Below are 18007 nucleotides of genomic sequence, written 5' to 3' on the forward strand. Positions count from 1 at the left end.
CCAAAACACCGATTAACCGTCATGCGCTAGGTGCGCAGGCTCGAAAGAAAGCGTTTGCAGCGTTCGGTTCCACCGCCGTCGAAGATGTAAGCCGGTGTTCCCTCATCGACGATGCGGCCGGCGTCCATCAACACCACGCGGCTCGCCACCTTGCGCGCGAATTCCATCTCGTGCGTGACGACGATCATCGTGGTGCCCGCGAGCGCCAGTTCCTTGATCACGTTGAGCACTTCGTTGACGAGTTCCGGATCGAGCGCACTGGTCGGCTCGTCGAACAGCATCACCTCGGGTTCCATCGCGAGTGCGCGTGCAATCGCGACGCGCTGCTTCTGTCCGCCGGACAGTTCGGCCGGGTAGTGGTGCATTCGGTCCGCGAGTCCAACGCGCGAGAGCAGATACTTGCCGCGCTCCATCACGTCGCGCTTGCGCTTGCGCCCGACGATGCACGGGCCGGCCAGCACGTTGTCGAGTGCCGAATAGTGCGGGAATAGATGGAAACCCTGAAAGACCATGCCGAAGTAACGGCGTTGCTGGTCGAGCGCTTTCTTCGGCAGGCGTACGCAGCGCGTACCGCGCATTTCCGTGCCGAGCACTTCGCCTTTGAAGGTGATGCTGCCTGCGTCGATCAACTCGAGCATATTGATGCAGCGTAGCAGTGTGCTCTTGCCCGAACCGGACGGCCCGATCATCGCGACGACTTCGCCTTTGGACAGCGAGAAGTCCACGGCATCCAGCGCGGTGAAGTCGCCAAACTGCTTCGTGACGGCGCGCATGTCCAGGACGCGTGTCGTGTCGTTCATTGCCGATGTGTCCTTGAGGATCCCGTTCACGTCCGCACCCCTTTCCTGAAGTGACGTTCCAGCAGACTCTGCGCCGCCATTGCGAGACTCGTCAGCGCCAGATACCAGATGCAGGCGACGGTCAGCAGCGGAATCGTTTCGAAGTTGGTCGCGTAGATCAGTTGCACGGTTGTCAGGAGTTCGACATATCCGATGACCGTGACGAGCGACGTGTTCTTGAACATCGTGATCAGCTCGTTGGCGAGCGGCGGAATGATGATGCGCACCGCTTGCGGCATGACTACATGCCACATCGTGCGGAAATCGCTCATGCCGATCGCCTTGCAGGCTTCGCGCTGGCCGCGATCGACGGCCGAGACGCCGCCGCGAAAAATTTCCGCGCTATAGCCGCCGAGGTACATCGCAAGACCGATCACGGCCGCGCTGAAGCGCGAGATGATCTGGTTGGTGTCGATGTCGAACAGATTCGCGTGAAGGAACGGCAGCGGCAGATAGAGCCGCGGGATTAGCGCCGACAGGAAGAACAGGAACAGCAGCATCGCAAGCGGCGGCGTCGCGCGGATGATCCAGATGTACACGTAACCGGCGGCGCGCAGCACTGCGTTGTCCGCCATCCGGCAGGCGGCGATCACGACCCCAAAACACAGGCCAAGCGCGCTTGACAACGCGGTCAGGATCAGCGTATTCCCTAGTCCCTTCATCACGCGCTTGTTGAACAGGTAATGGGCGACGATGTCCCATTGCCAGCGCGGGTTGTCGACGACCAGTTCGACGAACAGTATGACGACGACAAGCAGCATGGCGTACCAGAACCAGTCGGATCTCTTCGGACGCGCGTGAATGCGCAAGCCCGCAGGCTGCTGAACGCCGGCCCTGCACACTGCGCCATTTTGCCGGCGGGCGAGCGGCGTCTCCGCGAAAAACGCAGCGGGGTCCTGCATGTCTTCTCGAGCTTCAATGTCCACTGGCCTGTCCTCGTGAAGCAGTCGTTTTGAAAGGCGCGCAATGCGTCGATGAAGCGACTATAGGCAGGCAAAACTATTACATCCAGTACAATTTTGTTCGTTTGATCGTACTCTATGTAATGCCCTAAGATTGCTGCACGGTGGCTTTCAACACCACCGCGTTGCGCCAATAATCGGGGAGACAGGCTCGTGGCCAGGCTCAATGCCAAGCAGATGGAAGTGTTCGTCGCGGTGATGACGCACGGCTCGATTACCGCCGCCGGACAGCGCCTTAACGTATCGCAACCGGCCGTGAGCCGGATGATCGAGCGCTTCGAGCAGGAGGCCGGTTTCGTCGCTTTCGAGCGGCGCAGAGGCAAGCTGGTGCCGACGCCAGAAGCGGAAATTTTCTTCGCCGAAGTCACGCAGGTATATCGCGGCCTCGATTATCTGAACGAAGTGGCGAGAGAAATCGGCACCACGCGGCGCGGCTATTTGCGCGTCGGCGTATTCCCCGCATTCGCCGAGGGCTGGATCACTGAGCGCATCACACGCTATGTCGCGGGGCGTGAGGAACTGCTGACGTCGCTGGAGCCGATGTCGACCGATAACGTGATCGAAGCCGTGTCGCGGCAGACCATCGATCTCGGCATCGCGCTGCGCGCATCGGATCGCGAGGGTTTGCGCAGCGAGGAAATCACCAGTTCGGAGATCGTCTGCATTCTGCCCAAAGGGCACCGCCTGACTGGACGACCTGTGTTGCAGCCGACCGATCTGTCCGGCGAAGACTTCATTTCGATGGCAGCCAAGGTGAAGGCGCGCACGTCGATCGATGCGGTGTTCGATTCGAGCGGCGTCGAGCGACGCATTCGTGCGGAGACCCCGTGGGCATCGACGGTCTGCCATATGGTGGCGCATGGTCTGGGCGTCGGGCTCGTGATCCGCGAGTCGGCGCTCGAGTTCGCGCATCTCGGCTATCACATCGCCGCGTTCAAGCCGCGCATCGACTATCGCGCGTATCTGATTACGTCGACCGCTCGTCCGTTGTCTACGGCGGCAAAGGGGTTTCGCGACATGCTGCTGCTCGAATTCAACCAGGCAAAGAAAACACCGCGGGCGTCGAAGCGCTGGCCGACCTGACAAAAAAGCCATGGCCCCTCGTCAACAGGACGATGGGCTTACAGATTCTGCGCAGGAACGCAAATACGCGAACGCCGATAAGCGAGGCTGATTAGTCGCTCAGCGCCGGATTGCTGAAGCTCAGGCTGCCGATTTCGACGTCTCTTACTGGAATCCTGCTTTCAATGGCCTATGTTATGGCCTTCGATGAGCTTGCTCAAAAGCCTCTGAATAGAGGCCCAATCGCCCCTCTGTTCCCTCGTTTCGGCTCAGCTTCTGGCTCGTATCATGAGTTGCACAATGGAATCAAAGCAGCTTGCCAGACACGTTGCGGATTACAAACACCTGCTGTTCATATCGAAGGAAGAGATGCATGTCATTTGAAAACCGACGCGCCGGTTCGGCCAGGTTGTGCCTCGTGGTCAACAAGTCGAGTGCCGCCGCCGTTCCCCCGGAGCGTGAAGCAACGACGGGCGAGCGGATGCCACAAAGATGGTTCGACGAAGAGGTCGGTTACATCGGCGAGACGCCGGCGGGTGCCCGCGTCTCGACTCACGGTCACCGTCAATGACCTGGACGGACTTCATCTAAACCAACACCGGCAAACGGATTCTTTTGCGGCCGGGGGTTTTCACTCCACTGAAATGCGCGATCCATGAATACTGTTCGAACTCAAGCAACGGGTGATGCCGGCCATCCATGGATGCATCAGCCACTCGGACTGGCTACGTTGCTCCGCGCAGCGACCGCTGGAAACGATCTGACGCCGCTGGGCGAATTGCTGCTTGAGCACGTAAAGCGCCATGACGACCCATACGCTCTACTAGACTTGTCGCTCGTGCTCCAATTGAAATACCAGAAGGCGGCTGCTCTCGCGGTCCAGCAGCAAGCGTTTCAAATCACCAGGCGTTATCGGCTAAAAAGCGCCCAGACGACACAGTCTCCCTTGAAGGTGCTCGTACTCAAGGCGCCGGGCGATCTGATGGCGAACACGCCTCTTGAATGTCTGCTTGAAAACGCCGACCTGCAGTTAGAAGTCCTGTATGCCGATGCGCGACCCCTGGTGGACGCCGAGTTACCCGAGCACGACGTTATCTTCGTGGCGGCATGTGCGTCAGATGAAACCGCCGGGGTTCTCGCCCAAATTACGTCGCTGACCAGCGGGGCGGCCTGCCGCATACTAAACCGGTCCGAGCATGTTGCGAAGACAATGCGCGACTCCGCCTATGCTCTGCTGGGCGCTGCCCCCGGTATCTGTATGGCCCACACGGTGCGCCTGTCCCGCGAGCAGGTCAATGAAGCGGCTGCGGGTGCGTTCAAGCTATCCGATGTGCTGGACGGAAACTATCCATTCATCATCCGCCCGATAGGATCGCACGCCGGACAAGGACTTGCAAAGGTGTCTGACGAACAGGAGCTCGGCCGTTACATGGCAGAGTCGGATGCCACGGAATATTACATGGCGCCCTTCGTCGACTACAGTAGCGCCGACGGCCTGTTTCGGAAATACCGGATCGTGATAATCGAGGGGAAGCCATTCGTGTGCCATATGGGCATATCGAGAGAGTGGATGGTTCACTACCCTTACACGGAAATGTTGGCCCATCCCGATCGGCGAGACGAAGAAGCGCGCCTGATGGCGAGCTTTGACGCCGAGTTTGCGTTACGTCACCGCGAGGCATTTCACAACATCGCCAAATTGACGGGTCTCGACTACGTAGGATTCGATTGCGCCGAAACGAGCGATGGCCGACTGCTCATATTCGAGATAGCGACGGGTATGGTCGTGCATGACATGGACGACCCGGACATCTTTCCTTACAAGGCCCCTCAAATTCGGCGGGTCGCTGACGCCTTTCATGACATGCTGCGCCGCGCGGCGTCGAACTCGGATTCAATCTAACTTCTGGCCATGGAGGCATAGTGAAGTCCAATGCTTTGAATTTTTCCGGTGGTCCCGGAGCGCTCCCCGAAACGGTCCTGGAGCAGACGCGCGTCGCGATCGACGCGTTGCCGGAAACTGGCATTTCCGTACTCGGCATGAGCCATCGTTCAGAGTGGTTCCGCTCGATACTGAACGAAGCCGAATTGAATTTGCGCGTTCTGCTTGGCATCTCCGACGACTACGCCATTACCTTCCAGCAGGGAGGCAGTAGTCTGCAGTTCGCGATGGTCCCGATGAACTTTGCCGGGGAAGGATTCGCGCCGCCCGAATATGTGACGTCCGGCTACTGGAGCGGGCGGGCGACATCGGAGGCTGCAAAGGTCACCAGGACAAAAGTTGCATGGGACGGCCGCGCGACGGGCTACCGCCAATTGCCCAATCTCGATCAACTGGATATCTCCAGCTCCGCCGCTTATCTGCATTATGTGTCGAACGAGACCGTGGAAGGCTTGCAATTCCCGGTTTGCGAAGCGGCGACGCAGGTACCGCTGATTGCGGACATGTCGTCCGATTTTCTGTCGAAGCCCATCCGGCCGGACGCCTATTCGATGATCTATGCCCATGCCCAGAAGAATCTGGGGCCGGCCGGGGTGACGGTAGCGGTAATCAAGCGTTCGCTTCTTGAACGCGTCCCCGATGGTTTGCCGGCAATCCTCGATTTTCGCACTCATGTATCGCATGGTTCCAACTACAACACGCCGCCCGTGTTTGCGATCTATGTGCTGACGTTGATTACGCGCTGGCTGCGCTTCGATGTTGGCGGTCTGCACGCGATGCAAAGCATTAATGAAAGAAAGGCGCGACGGCTATATGACACGCTGGACGCCCTGGAGGGGGGCGTGACGATTCACGCGGACAGGCGCTGGCGTTCGCAGATGAACGTGGCTTTCACGTTCGGCGATTCGCGGCTCGACGATGCGTTTATCGAGGTGGCTCGTGAGCGGGGCATCATTGGACTGGAAGGGCACCGTTCAATTGGCGGTTTGCGGGCGTCTCTTTACAACGCCGTGACGGAGCAGGCCGTGAACATTCTGGCAAATGCACTAACGGAATTCAGTCTGGAACGGGCTTGAACAGCAAGAGCTCTTCTCACGTTAACCTGGAGTGCGATTCGAACGCGTGAATGACGGCGGCACTCCCTGAAAGCTGCCTTCGAGGTAGCCGCCGGGTCGAACGGCAGAAGCGGGTCGCAAGTACGCGTTCGTCGATGTCACAGCAGCCGCCCGCGATTGCCGCTGTCGGACGACCGTTATGCTGGGACGAGGGGGCATGCCAGCGTCAACATGCGGGCAGATATCTGATCCTCTCGCCCCGGCCAAAGAAATCAAGGCCTCACAAGCATTGCTTGTGAGGCCTTTTTCGTATGCGTCGTCGTTAGCAAAAAAAGCCGCGCACACCGCGCGCGCCCCCCTTACGCATCTCTCACACAGCCACAACCCTCACTCCGCCCCCAGCGCCACAAACCTCTCAAGATGATGATCCTCATCCCCCAGCTGATGATCGATCATCACGAGGCGCTTCGCATAATGAGCGAGCGGCAGTTCCCACGTCATACCGATCCCGCCATGCAGCTGAATGCATTCCTCGGCAACTAGCGCGCCGATCCTGCCGATGCTGTACTTCGCCGCCGATAGCGCACGCTCGCGCCCCCGGCGCTCGCCGTCAAGTGCGGCGGCCGCATTGATCACCGCCGAGCGGGCCTGTTCGATTTCGAGCAGCAAATCGGCCATCCGATGCTGCAACGCCTGGAAGCTGCCGATCGGCACGCCGAACTGCTTGCGCGTGCGCAGATAGTCGAGCGTGTGGTCCTTCGCGACATCCATCGCGCCGACTGCTTCCGAGCACAACGCGAGTACGCCGCAACCAATCGCGTATTCGAGTATCTCGAAGCCTTCACCTGCCACGCCGAGCACCGCATCGTCGCCGAGCGTGACGTTGTCGAACGTGACTTCGGCTGCGCGCCCGCCATCGATCTTGCGATAGCCGCGCACGCTGACGCCCGCCGCGTCGCGAGGCACCAGAAAGAGCGAAATGCCATCTTCCGCATCGTCGGCGCCGCTCGTGCGTGCCGATACGAGAAACACAGAAGCGTGTTCGCCGTGCTGCACCACCGCTTTCGCACCATTCACTTGCCACGCGCCGTGGCTATCGCCGCCGCGCTGCGCGCGCGTCGTCACGCGGGCCAGCTCGTAGTGAGAATCCGGTTCGCCGTGCGCCAGCGCGACGATCCGCGAGCCGTCGATCAACTCGCCGAGCATGGCTTGCTGCGCATCGTTGCCGCTTTTCGCGACGGCCCGGCCGACGATCAGCGTATCGAGAAACGGCTCGACCACGAGGCCCCGGCCGAGGCTCTCGAACACGACGGCGATGTCGAAGCCGCCGCCGCCGTAACCGCCGTTCACTTCATCGAACAGCGCGCCGATCATGCCGAGTTCCGCAAAACGGCCCCACAGTTCCGTACTGAAACCTTGCGCCGAGCACGCGATCCGGTCGCGCGTCTCGAAGCCATATTGTTCGCTGACGAAACGGTTCAACGTATCCGCCAGCATGCGGCGGTCTTCGGTGTGCTGGAAGTTCATGACGTGTGCCTCTTACAGTCCCAGGATCATTTTGGAAATGATGTTCTTCTGGATTTCATTCGAACCGCCGAAGATCGACAGCTTGCGATTGTTGAAGTAAAGCGAAGCAGCACTCGCGGCTTCGTCGGGGCCGACCGGCACGCCGTCGAACCCATCGTGCAGCGCTTCCTCGACGAACGGCTGCGCGTACGCGCCCATCGCACGACGCGTGAGCGACGAGATTTCCTGACGGATCTCGGTGCCGCGAATCTTCAGCATCGAACTTTCCGCGCCGGGCACGCCGCCGCCCGCCACTGCCGCGATGACGCGCAGGTTGGTGGTCTTCATGTTCTCCAGATCGATCTCGACGCGCGCCATGCGCGCCGCGAACGCGGGATCTTGCGCGAGAGGCTTGCCGTTGCGCAGCTGCTTCGCGGCGATCTTGCGCAGCCGGTTGAACGCGGCCACCGAGAAGCCGACGCCCGCGATATTCGTGCGCTCATAGGTGAGCAGATATTTCGCGTAGGTCCAGCCCTTGTTCTCTTCGCCGACGAGGTTCGCAGCCGGCACGCGCACGTCGGTGAAAAACACTTCGTTGACTTCGTGCTCGCCGTCGAGCGTGATGATCGGACGCACTTCGACGCCCGGCGTGTTCATGTCGATCAGCAGGAAACTGATGCCTTCCTGTTTGCGCACATCGGTCGCGGTGCGCACGAGGCAGAAGATCATGTTCGCGTAATGGCCGAGCGTGGTCCACGTCTTCTGGCCGTTGACGATGTAGTGCTCACCTTGCGCATCCGAGCCGCGTACCGCCGTGGTCTTCACCGACGCGAGATCCGAGCCCGCGCCCGGCTCCGAGTAGCCCTGGCACCACCAGTCGGAGCCATCGAGAATACGCGGCAGCCAGTATTGCTTCTGCGCTTCGCTGCCGTATCTGATCAGCACCGGTCCGAGCATGTTGACGCCGAATGGCACCACGCGCGGCGCGCCGGCCAGCGCGCATTCGTTTTCGAAGATGAACTTCTGCACCGCGTTCCAGCCGGGGCCGCCGTGTGCCTTCGGCCAGTGATTGGCGAGCCAGCCTTGCGCATTCAGAATCGCGTGCCATTCGGCCATGTCGTCGCGCGTGAGGCGGCGCCCGCCGTGCACCTTGTCGGCGAGGCGTTGCGGAAGGCGGTCGCGCAGGAAGGCCTGCACGTCGGCGCGGAAGGCTTCTTCTTCAGGGGTGAAGTTCAGGTCCATGGCGGGTTGTTCCGTAGAGATTGAGCGTGCCGGTGCGGCGAGTATGGCACCGGCCCGCCTGCGTCGAATGACAGGCCGGCTCAAGCCGACTGATTCAGGCTCGCGAAATCGGCGTCGCGTTCCACGAGGTCGATCAGAAGCGGCGACGCTCGCCAGAACAGCGGGTCTTCTTTAGCGAACTCGCGGATGTCGGCAAGAATCTTCGGCAGACCGACCATGTCCGCGTATTTCATCGGACCGCCGCGATAGCGTGGAAAACCGTAGCCGTACAGGAAGGTCACGTCGATATCCAAAGGCCGCAGCGCGATGCCTTCGTGCACGACGTTGGCGCCTTCGTTGATCATCGCGGCCATGTAGCGGCGCACGATCTCCTCGTCGGTGAAGGTGCGTGGCGTGATGCCGGCGCGCACGCGCTCAGCGTCGATGATCGCTTCGACTTCCGGATCGGGCGTGCCGCTGCGCGATCCTTCGGGGTACAGATAAAAGCCACGGCCAGTCTTCTGACCGAACCAGCTGCGCTCGCACAGGCGGTCGGCGATCTGCACGTAGCGCGCGGCGGGGTTGCGGGTGGCCGCGCGCCGCTTGCGCGTGGCCCAGCCGATGTCGCCGCCCGCGAGGTCGACCACCTGGAACGGGCCCATCGGAAAGCCGAACGCACGCACCGCGGCGTCGATCTGATACGGCGACGCGCCGTCTTCCATCATCGCGTCGGCGGCGCTGCGGTATACGGCGAGCACGCGGTTGCCGATGAAGCCGTCGCACACGCCCGCGCGCACCGGCGTCTTGCGCAGCTTCTTCGCAAGCTCGAACGCGGTGGCGACCACGTCGGCGCTGACCTGCCTCGGCACCACCACTTCCAGCAGCTTCATGATGTTGGCAGGCGAGAAGAAGTGCAGGCCGATGACGTCGGCGGGACGCGAGATGCTGGCCGCGAGCGCGTCGATGTCGAGATAGGACGTGTTGGTCGCGAGCACCGCGCCCGCTTTGCACACGCGATCGAGTTCGGCGAACACGGCCTGTTTCACCGCGAGGTCTTCGAACACGGCTTCGATCACGAGGTCGGCGCCGGCGAGCGCATCGTATGACGTGCTGCCGCTCCAGCGCGTCATGATCTGCGCCTTCTGCTCCGCGCTCAGACGGCCCTTGGCGATCAGGCCGTCGTAGACTTTTTCGATGTGCGCGCGACCGCGCGCGAGCGACGCATCGTCACGTTCGATCATCGTCACCGGCAGACCCGCGTCAAGCACCGCGACCGCGATGCCCGCGCCCATCGTGCCGCCGCCCACCACGCCGATCGCATCGAGCGCGCGCGGTTTCGCGTCGCGCGTCTCGGGCGCCTTCAGCACTTCGCGCTCGGCAAAGAACGCGTGAATCAGACCGGCGCGCTGCGGGCTGTCGATACATTGCAGGAACAGTTTGCGTTCGAGTCGCAGGCCGTCGTCGAAGGGCTGGTCGATTGCCGCCTCGACTGCCTCGACGATTTTCAGCGGTGAGAACAGGCCGCGCGACTTCTTCGCGGTGTCCGCGCGCGCCGTCGCGACGGCTGCGAGGCTCGCGGCGCGATCGGCGAGTGCCCTGGCGTCGCGCGTGCGGCGTACCGGCGCGTGCGCGGCCAGCAGTTCGTGCGTGTACGCGAGCCCTTCGGCGAGGATGTCGCCGCTGCTGCCGACCCGGTCGACGAGACCCATTGCGAGCGCTTCCTTCGCGCCCGCATGCCGGCCGCTGAGGATCAGATCGAGCGCGGCGGCCGCGCCGATCAGGCGCGGTGTGCGTTGCGTTCCGCCCGCGCCCGGCAGCAGACCGAGCTGCACTTCGGGCAGGCCGAGCTTCGCGCCGTCCACCGCGATCCGGTAGTGCGCGGCGAGCGCCACTTCGAGGCCGCCGCCGAGCACCGCGCCATGAATCGCGGCGACGACCGGCTTCGTGCACGCTTCGATTCGGTTGCACACGTCGGGCAGCGACGGCGGCACCGGCGGCTTGCCGAACTCGCGAATATCCGCACCGGCGATGAAATTACGCCCCGCGCCGACTATCAGCACGGCTTCAATGGACTTGTCGGCATCCGCCGCTTCGATTGCGGCGAGCAGGCCGCGCCGCACGTCGGCGGACAGCGCGTTGACCGGTGCATGGTCGATGGTCACGAGCAGCACCTTGCCGCGCAATTCGCGCATGACGAGGTTGGCGTCGGCCGAAGGGTTGAGGGTCATGGTGTCGTCTCCTGACTGTTATCGGGCATTGGGGGCATTGGGGGCATGCCGGGTCTGGCGAATTGTCCCGATTGTGGAGTGGTCAAGGTTCATTGACAATCGCATGGACGATTGACAGACTGTCAAAATTATTTTGACAAAGGCGCCGTGATGGACGTCAACTCCCTGACCTTGCTGGTGGACATTCTCGACGCCGGCAACCTGAGCGAAGCCGCGCGCCGGCTGAAAATGAGCCGCGCGAACGTGAGTTATCACCTGAATCAACTGGAGCGCTCGATCGGGCTGCAACTGGTCAGACGCACCACGCGCCGGGTCGAGCCGACCGAAATCGGGTTGCAGCTATACGAACATGGCCGCACGATCCAGAACGCGCTGCTCGCCGCGCGCGAGTCGGTCGCGACGCTCGGGCAGAGCCTGCAGGGGCGTGTGCGGCTCAGCGTGCCGAGCGGCTACGGCCAGCTCGTGATGTCCGACTGGCTGATCGCGTTCAAGCGGCTTTATCCCGGCATCGTGCTGGACGTGATGTTCGAGAACCGCGTCGAGGACCTGATGCGCGACGAAGTCGATATCGCCGTGCGGGTCATGTCGGAGCCGCCGCAAAATCTGGTCGCGCGCGACATGGGGCCGGTGAGCTACGTCGCGTGCGCCTCGCCGGCGTTCGCGCAAGCGCACGGCATGCCCGCGAAACTGGACGATCTGCGCACCGCGCCGCTCATCACGGCGGCCGTGGTCGGCAGACAATTGCGCGTCGCCGCTTATCTGCGCGACGAGCGGCACGAGGTGCTGCTGGAGCCGGCGATCATCTCCGAGAACTTTCTGTTTCTGCGTCAGGCGGTGCTCGCCGGTTTGGGCGTGGGACTCGTGCCCGACTACGTCGTGCAGGACGATCTGAAACGCGGCGACGTAGTGACCGCGCTCGACGAGTGGCGCCTGAGCATCTTCGGCACGCACATGTACATGCTTTACATGCCGAACCGGCATCACACGCGCGCAGCCGCGACTTTTATCGAGTTCGTCTTGCAGCAGGCGCGTGGCACGGGGCGGGGCGTGGTGGCGTGATCGCCCGCGTGTTGTCGGGGTGCCGTGGTGGGAATTGGGGGGGAATTCTTGCGCAGCGTGCGCCAGGCCGCGCACTCGACCGGGGTGTGCCTTTGGCCTGCGCTGACACGCGTCACGCCGGCCTGCCAGACAAGCAGAAAAGCGCTGCGCGCACGCGCTGGCGCTCACACCCCGAGTCTGCGCCCGATCGCCGTCTTCACCAACGGGACGCCGATCTGCAGAAGCTTGCGTACGCCTTCGTCGCGTCCGACTTTCTGCACCGTGTTGTCGATCATCGTTTGCATCACGTTGGCCGGATAGAACTCGCGGAACAAGCTGTTCGCGCCGGTTCTGGCGAACACCTGATGCAGGAACGAGCCGACGGGTGGTCCAATCCGCTTGAACAGCCCCATCTTGACGACACGATTGTTCCAGAGGTGCAGCGTGTAAGCGTCGGTGCACAGCGTCGAGCATTCTTCGAGGTACTGGGGCAGAAACACCTTGTAGTAGTCGTCGAAATGCACGGGGTAGAAAAGGCTTTCCGGCAAACCGGCCTTCACGCCATAGACGGCGGTCAACAGACGCGGCCCTGTGTCGCCCCAGCTGAGGTTGGTCCTCTTCATTGCTTCGACCCGTGTGATCAGGTCGTGCAGACGGGCGTCGTTGGGATCGAGGCGCAGCAGCGCCGTGCAGATGCTGGTGGACGTCTCCCTGCCGATCAGATTGCCCGGTATGTCGAGATCGAAATCGCGCAGCAGCACCATGTCGGTGTCGATCCAGATTTCGTCGGTCTTCGTGAACATCACGAAGCGGAAGTAGTCCGTGAAATGCGCCATCGAGGGCACGCCGTGAATGGGAAAATCATTCAGCGCGTCGGGCGGCAGAATCGTGCCGGCATCTTTGGCGATTACGCCGACGGGCAGATTGGCGATGTCCTCGTAACTGTATAGCGCGACCTCGGCGCCATAGGCCGTGAACGAGTTCAGACACGCTACTTCATACGGCGATAGTTCGGGACCGTGCCAAAACGATGCAAACCGTGCTCTGCTCATAAGGTATCCGGGAAGACCGCGCGGTGTGAGGGGCCAGGCGTCATACGTTTCGAGCGAGCGTATGGAGCCTGGCACAGCTACATCCACGGATATTAGGCCAACCGGGTGGCCGCCACGCACAAAAGGCCGTAATCGCACACGAGTTGGCGCGAAACGTCGAGGTTGGCGTGCCTGCGCGGCATTGCGCGAAGCGGGCATGCCCACGGCGCCTCATTCACCCGATGTGATGAACGATGCACGGACGCGCCGCAGCGCTACTTAGACACCGCCGCTTCGAATCGCTTCACCGCTCCGACGATATCGCTGCGCAGTTGCTGCAGCGCGCCGCGCCGTGCATCCGGCGGCACGAGTCCCTGCCACAGCAGTTCGGCAAGAGAAGCAGCGGTCGTTTCGATATTGACGGCTTTTTCTTTGCGTACGGCATCCCAAAGCACGTGCTCCATCGGACCGTAGATGGCGGAGCGCAGGAGCCCGAGCGGCATGTCGGCGCGGACGTCGCCATTCGCCGCGCCTTCGGCGAGCACGCTCATCATCGGCGCGGTATAGCGGCGCTGCAATTCGACGATCACGTCGCCGAACTTGTCGTCTTTCTCGCGCCCTTCAGAAAGAATCAACGCGCACAGTCCGGTTCCGTCGACGGTCAGGCGGTAGAGGTGTGTGCGCACGAGGTACGCGAACTTGCTGCGCGTACCGGCAATCAAGGGCAGTTCACTTTCCACCTGCGCGATGATCTCGTCGTACCAGTTGCCGAGTACGCGAACGCACAGATCGCGCTTGCTCGCGAAGTAAGTGAAGATCGTCGCCTCGGATACCCCCACGCGCCGCGCGATTTCCGTCATGGTGGCGCCCGCATAGCCGACTTCGGAAAACACGAGCCGGGCTGCCTCGAGAATCGCCTTGAGGCGCTGCTCGGAGCGCGCCTGCACTGGCACGCGACGGGAAACGGCGGACGTGTTCATCGAGGCAATGATGTCATCACGGGTGGAGCGGAAGTTTAGTTGAGTCTAGCTCAATGTGTTTAATCGGGAAAGTGGCTGCGAAAAAGTTCTAAAAAATAAAGGCGGTGAACTGCACGTCTTAATAACTTGAGCTAAACTCAAAAAATTCAAAAGCAGCACATGAAGGAGACAGCTCGCATGCCGACAGCTTCGCAGCGCACCTCATCGCCGCCATCTTCATTGAATGGCTACCGTTCCGTCTTTCGGGAGGGCCTGTTCGGCGGCCAGGTGATCGTCGTCACCGGCGCGGGCAGCGGACTAGGTCGTTGCACCGCGCACGAACTCGCGTCGTTGGGAGCGAGGCTGGCGTTGATCGGCCGCAGCGAAGACAAACTGAAAGCGGTGCAAGCCGAATTGGCGGCGGACCATCCGGCCGTCGCCGGCGATCACAGAATCTATCCGTGCGACATCCGTAACGAAGCGCAGGTCCGCGAAACGATCGCCTCGGTCATCGCGGAATCGGGGCGCATCGACGGTCTGTTCAATTGCGCCGGCGGCCAGTTTCCGGCGCCGCTGGAAAAGATTTCGTTGAATGGATGGGACGCGGTCGTGCGCAACAACCTGCACGGCACCTTTCTGATGTCGCGCGAGTGCTATACCCAATGGATGCAGCATCACGGTGGCGCGATCGTGAACATGCTCGCCGACATCTGGGGCGGCATGCCCGGCATGGGCCACTCGGGCGCGGCGCGCGCGGGTGTATGGAATTTCACGGAAACCGCCGCCTGCGAGTGGGGCCATGCGGGCGTGCGGGTCAATGCCGTCGCGCCTGGCTGGATCGCATCGGGCGGTATGGACAGCTACCATGAGGATTACCAGGCGCTGCTGCGCACGCTGAAACACAAGGTGCCGCTACAACGCTTCGGCACCGAATCCGAACTCGCCAGCGCAGCTGTGTTTCTGCTCTCGGAAGCGTCGGCGTTCATCAACGGTACGGTGATTCGCGTCGACGGCGGCGTGCCGAACGCGCGGCATTCGTGGCCATTGGCGCGAGCGGAACGTACGATCGAATACAACGGTTTTCCGCGCTATGAACCGCCGACGGGTTTGCAGGACCCGGTCGAGCCGCACGCATAGGCGCCACGCCAACCGAGCGCCAACCGACGGCGACACGAAGGAGACACGATGAACCTCGAAGGCCAGACCTACGACTCGCTAACGGCGAATTTCGCGTGGCGTATTGCGCCGCGCTACAACATCGGCGTCGACGTCTGCGATAAATGGGCCGACGGCTCGGACCGTCTTGCGCTGATCGTCGAAGACGCCGACGGCCGCGCCACGCGCTACACGTTCGACGAATTGAAGACCTTGTCCGACCGCTTCGCGAACGCATTGCAGGCAAGCGGCGCGCAACGCGGCGACCGGATCGGCATCTTCCTGTCGCAATCGATCGAGACGGCCATCGCGCACCTCGCCGCATACAAGGCGGGCATGGTGGCCGTGCCGCTGTTCGCGCTCTTCGGCGTCGACGCGATCGAACATCGTCTCGGCGACAGCGGCGCGGTGGCGTTGATCACCGATCACGCGGGCGTGCAGAAAGTCGACGAGATTCGCGCTGCGCTGCCCGAGTTACGCAACGTCTTCAGCGTCGATATCGAGCAGGATCACGCGGACCCGTCCGCGCCCGTGCGTTCGTTCTGGCAGGCGCTGAAGCATGCGTCCCCCGACTTCACGCCGGTCGACACCGGCGCGGACGATCCCGCGGTCATCATCTACACGTCGGGTACGACCGGCAAACCGAAGGGCGCGTTGCATGGGCATCGCGTGTTGCTGGGGCATCTGCCCGGCGTCGAGATGTCGCAACAGGGCTTTCCCGCGCACGCCACGCTGATGTGGACGCCGGCGGACTGGGCATGGATCGGCGGGCTGTTCGACGTGCTGCTGCCGTCGTGGCATCACGGCGTCGCGGTGCTCGCGCGCCGCTTTGCGAAATTCGACGGCGAGGCCGCGTTCGATCTGATGGCGCGCCACGCGGTCTCGCATACTTTCCTGCCGCCGACCGCGCTGAAAATGATGCGCGGCGTCGACCATCCGGAGCGCTGGCATCTCGCGTTGCGCTCGGTGGCGAGCGGCGGCGAATCGCTCGGCGAGGAGTTGATCGGCTGGGGCCGCGCGGCGCTTGGCGTGACGATCAACGAGTTTTATGGGCAGACCGAATGCAACGTCGTGGTGTCGTCGTGCGCGGCACTGTTCGAGCCGCGCTTCGGCGCGATCGGCCGGGCGGTGCCGGGGCATCACGTCGCGATCGTCGATGCGAACGGCGACGAATTGCCGCCGGGCGCAATCGGCGATATCGCGGTGGCCGCGCCCGATCCGGTGATGTTCCTTGGCTACTGGCGCAACGAAGCGGCGACGCGCGAGAAATTCCGCGGCAAGTTTCTGCTGACCGGCGACCTCGGCACGCGCGACGCGGACGGCTTCATCCGTTTCGTGGGCCGTGACGACGACGTGATTACGAGCGCCGGTTATCGGATCGGCCCCACGTCGATCGAAGATTCGCTGCTGCGTCATCCCGCGGTGTCGATGGCGGCCGTGATCGGCGCACCGGATCGCGAGCGCACCGAAATCGTGATGGCGTTCGTGGTGTTGAAGCCGGGTTTCGTCGGCGACGCCGCGCTCGTGCGTGAGATTCAGCAGCACGTCAAGACGCGCCTCGCCGCGCATGAATATCCACGCGAAATCCGCTTCGTCGACAGCCTGCCGTTGACCGCCACCGGCAAGGTCATCCGCAAGGCGCTGCGTGCAGGACTCGCGCCGCAAGCGGACGACCCTGCTGCAAAAACCTGAAACCCGATGACCACGAACGCTCGCCGACCCTCCACCCGAACCGCCAGAACATCGAGGACGTCCGCCTTGCAACCGTCCGCCGCCGCACTCGACGATACCGACCGCAAGCTGCTCGCGCTGCTCGCCGAAGACGCCACGCGCACGTACGCGGAACTCGGCAAGCTGCTGTTTTTGTCTGCCCCCGCGGTTCACGAACGCGCCCGGCGTCTGAAGCGGGAAGGCGTGATCAAGGGCACCGTCGCCGCACTCGACGCCGCCAAACTGAACCGGCCGCTGCTTGCGTTCGTGCACGTCGATACGACGAGTTGGGCCGTCACGCGGCAACTGCTCGCGCTAGAAGAGCTATCGGACGTCGAGGAGATTCATACGGTGACGGGCGAGAGCGCGATGCTGCTGAAAGTGCGCACGCGTGACACTCAATCGCTCGAACAACTGCTCGCGCGCATTCACGCGATAGAAGGCTTCACCGGCACGCGCAGCTATATCGCGCTGACCACGTATCTGGAGCGCGGCCCGAGCCCGGACCTGTAGCGCGGTGACTGAAGCCTGCAGCTCAGGCATGGCTCACGCATGCAGCGTAAGACCCTTGACGGCCTTGTCGACCGCTTTCTTCGGCCCCCGCACCGCGAGTCCGACGAGATCAGGCGCGTCGGCGGGCTCGGCGCGAAACGCCTCGCGGTTCGCTTCGTCGTGTCCGGTGGAGAACATCGCTCTCACGTACACGGCGCGCGTCAGTTCGCGCTCGATGCCCTGGCGAAACGCGCGCAGCAAACCCGCGTTGTCCGCCTGATACACCATCATCGGCTGGCCGAGCAGCCGCGCATGCCGGCGCCCGGCCGCGTCCTCGTACGGCTGGCCGAGCGCCTCGGGCGCGGCGCCGGCGATGCCGGTGGCGAGAAAGGCGGTGACATTGAGTTTTTGCCACACGGCGAGATCGTCCAGCACGATGATCGCGACTTTCGTATCGAATTCCATTACGCACTACGCTCCATGTTCAAGAGAGACTCCACAGTCGAATCTTATGGAAAATCGCCGCGCGTGGGGATGGGCGCGCGGCAAAAACGAATAGGCTTCGACGAACTCGCGTTAGCGCGGCGCCGATGTCGGGTTTTGCCTGATAGGGTTCGGCACGAGCCGGCTTGATCCAGGTCGGGTGCTGCAACGCAACCTGCCGCCGGCAGCGCGTGCATCGCCAGTTGCACCGCTCGCTTGCGAACGAAGTCCGTGCAGTCGACGCGCTTGCAACATAGGGCAAGTCCCTGGCCCGATTTAGCCGTGCATTACCACTCGCGTGCGCGGCCTCCTAAACTGGATTCA

The 18007-nt window shown here is 62.6% G+C and carries 16 protein-coding genes; 8 read left to right on the forward strand and 8 right to left on the reverse strand.

The features are described from left to right. Positions 1-26: 26 nt before the first annotated feature. Positions 27-800: an amino acid ABC transporter ATP-binding protein gene (locus PQQ53_RS22920; protein ID WP_408326324.1), complete on the reverse strand. Its 774-nt coding sequence runs from the start codon at positions 798-800 to the stop codon at positions 27-29. Between the two features lie 26 nt (positions 801-826). Next, positions 827-1741: an amino acid ABC transporter permease gene (locus PQQ53_RS22925; protein WP_408326327.1), complete on the reverse strand. Its 915-nt coding sequence runs from the start codon at positions 1739-1741 to the stop codon at positions 827-829. A 213-nt stretch (positions 1742-1954) separates the two neighbouring features. Between PQQ53_RS22925 and PQQ53_RS22930 the strand changes: the two genes are divergently transcribed. From PQQ53_RS22930 to serC, 4 genes are all read left to right on the forward strand, one after another. Further along, on the forward strand, positions 1955-2884 hold the full coding sequence (locus PQQ53_RS22930) for a LysR substrate-binding domain-containing protein (protein WP_408326330.1): 930 nt from the start codon (positions 1955-1957) through the stop codon (positions 2882-2884). 352 nt (positions 2885-3236) lie between these two features. Further along, positions 3237-3434: a hypothetical protein gene (locus tag PQQ53_RS22935; protein WP_408145086.1), complete on the forward strand. Its 198-nt coding sequence runs from the start codon at positions 3237-3239 to the stop codon at positions 3432-3434. A gap of 84 nt (positions 3435-3518) precedes the next feature. Next, positions 3519-4766: an ATP-grasp domain-containing protein gene (locus PQQ53_RS22940; RefSeq protein ID WP_408326333.1), complete on the forward strand. Its 1248-nt coding sequence runs from the start codon at positions 3519-3521 to the stop codon at positions 4764-4766. Between the two features lie 20 nt (positions 4767-4786). Continuing rightward, entirely contained in the window at positions 4787-5881 is a 1095-nt protein-coding gene (serC, locus tag PQQ53_RS22945) for a 3-phosphoserine/phosphohydroxythreonine transaminase (protein ID WP_408145090.1), read from the forward strand. A 366-nt stretch (positions 5882-6247) separates the two neighbouring features. On the opposite strand, the gene PQQ53_RS22950 is transcribed toward serC, so the two are convergent. The 3 genes from PQQ53_RS22950 to PQQ53_RS22960 form a co-directional block, all read right to left on the reverse strand. Next, entirely contained in the window at positions 6248-7387 is a 1140-nt protein-coding gene (locus tag PQQ53_RS22950) for an acyl-CoA dehydrogenase family protein (protein ID WP_408326336.1), read from the reverse strand. 12 nt (positions 7388-7399) lie between these two features. Further along, positions 7400-8608 (reverse strand): acyl-CoA dehydrogenase family protein, encoded by a 1209-nt coding sequence (locus PQQ53_RS22955; protein ID WP_408157538.1) that lies wholly within the window; start codon positions 8606-8608, stop codon positions 7400-7402. Positions 8609-8688: 80 nt separating this feature from the next. After that, on the reverse strand, positions 8689-10815 hold the full coding sequence (locus tag PQQ53_RS22960) for a 3-hydroxyacyl-CoA dehydrogenase NAD-binding domain-containing protein (protein ID WP_408326338.1): 2127 nt from the start codon (positions 10813-10815) through the stop codon (positions 8689-8691). A 150-nt stretch (positions 10816-10965) separates the two neighbouring features. On the opposite strand from PQQ53_RS22960, the gene PQQ53_RS22965 reads away from it, so the two are divergent. Beyond that, positions 10966-11874, forward strand: coding sequence for a LysR family transcriptional regulator (locus PQQ53_RS22965; protein ID WP_408326341.1), 909 nt, complete (start codon positions 10966-10968; stop codon positions 11872-11874). 164 nt (positions 11875-12038) lie between these two features. Here PQQ53_RS22965 and PQQ53_RS22970 read toward each other — a convergent pair whose 3' ends face one another. Next, positions 12039-12905, reverse strand: coding sequence for a hypothetical protein (locus PQQ53_RS22970; RefSeq protein ID WP_408145098.1), 867 nt, complete (start codon positions 12903-12905; stop codon positions 12039-12041). 254 nt (positions 12906-13159) lie between these two features. Beyond that, positions 13160-13864 (reverse strand): TetR/AcrR family transcriptional regulator, encoded by a 705-nt coding sequence (locus PQQ53_RS22975; protein WP_408326344.1) that lies wholly within the window; start codon positions 13862-13864, stop codon positions 13160-13162. A 177-nt stretch (positions 13865-14041) separates the two neighbouring features. Between PQQ53_RS22975 and PQQ53_RS22980 the strand changes: the two genes are divergently transcribed. From PQQ53_RS22980 to PQQ53_RS22990, 3 genes are read left to right on the forward strand one after another with little or no spacing between them, the layout of a single operon-like run. Continuing rightward, positions 14042-14980 carry an SDR family oxidoreductase gene (locus tag PQQ53_RS22980; RefSeq protein ID WP_408326347.1) on the forward strand — a complete coding sequence of 313 codons (939 nt, stop codon included), beginning with the start codon at positions 14042-14044 and terminating at the stop codon, positions 14978-14980. A 48-nt stretch (positions 14981-15028) separates the two neighbouring features. Beyond that, positions 15029-16690 (forward strand): acyl-CoA synthetase, encoded by a 1662-nt coding sequence (locus tag PQQ53_RS22985; RefSeq protein WP_408326350.1) that lies wholly within the window; start codon positions 15029-15031, stop codon positions 16688-16690. A 6-nt stretch (positions 16691-16696) separates the two neighbouring features. Then, positions 16697-17221, forward strand: coding sequence for an Lrp/AsnC family transcriptional regulator (locus PQQ53_RS22990; RefSeq protein WP_408157550.1), 525 nt, complete (start codon positions 16697-16699; stop codon positions 17219-17221). 33 nt (positions 17222-17254) lie between these two features. Here the strand turns inward: PQQ53_RS22990 and PQQ53_RS22995 are convergent, their stop codons facing one another. Then, positions 17255-17665 carry a PTH2-like family protein gene (locus PQQ53_RS22995; protein ID WP_408145108.1) on the reverse strand — a complete coding sequence of 137 codons (411 nt, stop codon included), beginning with the start codon at positions 17663-17665 and terminating at the stop codon, positions 17255-17257. Positions 17666-18007 lie beyond the last annotated feature (342 nt).

The organism is Paraburkholderia strydomiana (assembly GCF_046030495.1).
In the GTDB taxonomy this organism is placed as follows: Bacteria; Pseudomonadota; Gammaproteobacteria; order Burkholderiales; family Burkholderiaceae; genus Paraburkholderia; species Paraburkholderia strydomiana_A.

Coding starts and splice junctions, on each gene's coding strand:
- PQQ53_RS22935 (WP_408145086.1), top strand. CDS start 3,237: ATGTCATTTGAAAACCGACGCGCCGGTTCGGCCAGGTTGTGCCTCGTG.
- PQQ53_RS22920 (WP_408326324.1), bottom strand. CDS start 800: ATGAACGACACGACACGCGTCCTGGACATGCGCGCCGTCACGAAGCAG.
- PQQ53_RS22955 (WP_408157538.1), bottom strand. CDS start 8,608: ATGGACCTGAACTTCACCCCTGAAGAAGAAGCCTTCCGCGCCGACGTG.
- PQQ53_RS22970 (WP_408145098.1), bottom strand. CDS start 12,905: ATGAGCAGAGCACGGTTTGCATCGTTTTGGCACGGTCCCGAACTATCG.
- PQQ53_RS22925 (WP_408326327.1), bottom strand. CDS start 1,741: ATGCAGGACCCCGCTGCGTTTTTCGCGGAGACGCCGCTCGCCCGCCGG.
- PQQ53_RS22975 (WP_408326344.1), bottom strand. CDS start 13,864: ATGAACACGTCCGCCGTTTCCCGTCGCGTGCCAGTGCAGGCGCGCTCC.
- PQQ53_RS22940 (WP_408326333.1), top strand. CDS start 3,519: ATGAATACTGTTCGAACTCAAGCAACGGGTGATGCCGGCCATCCATGG.
- PQQ53_RS22965 (WP_408326341.1), top strand. CDS start 10,966: ATGGACGTCAACTCCCTGACCTTGCTGGTGGACATTCTCGACGCCGGC.
- PQQ53_RS22950 (WP_408326336.1), bottom strand. CDS start 7,387: ATGAACTTCCAGCACACCGAAGACCGCCGCATGCTGGCGGATACGTTG.
- PQQ53_RS22990 (WP_408157550.1), top strand. CDS start 16,697: ATGACCACGAACGCTCGCCGACCCTCCACCCGAACCGCCAGAACATCG.
- PQQ53_RS22985 (WP_408326350.1), top strand. CDS start 15,029: ATGAACCTCGAAGGCCAGACCTACGACTCGCTAACGGCGAATTTCGCG.
- PQQ53_RS22960 (WP_408326338.1), bottom strand. CDS start 10,815: ATGACCCTCAACCCTTCGGCCGACGCCAACCTCGTCATGCGCGAATTG.
- PQQ53_RS22980 (WP_408326347.1), top strand. CDS start 14,042: ATGCCGACAGCTTCGCAGCGCACCTCATCGCCGCCATCTTCATTGAAT.
- PQQ53_RS22995 (WP_408145108.1), bottom strand. CDS start 17,665: ATGGAATTCGATACGAAAGTCGCGATCATCGTGCTGGACGATCTCGCC.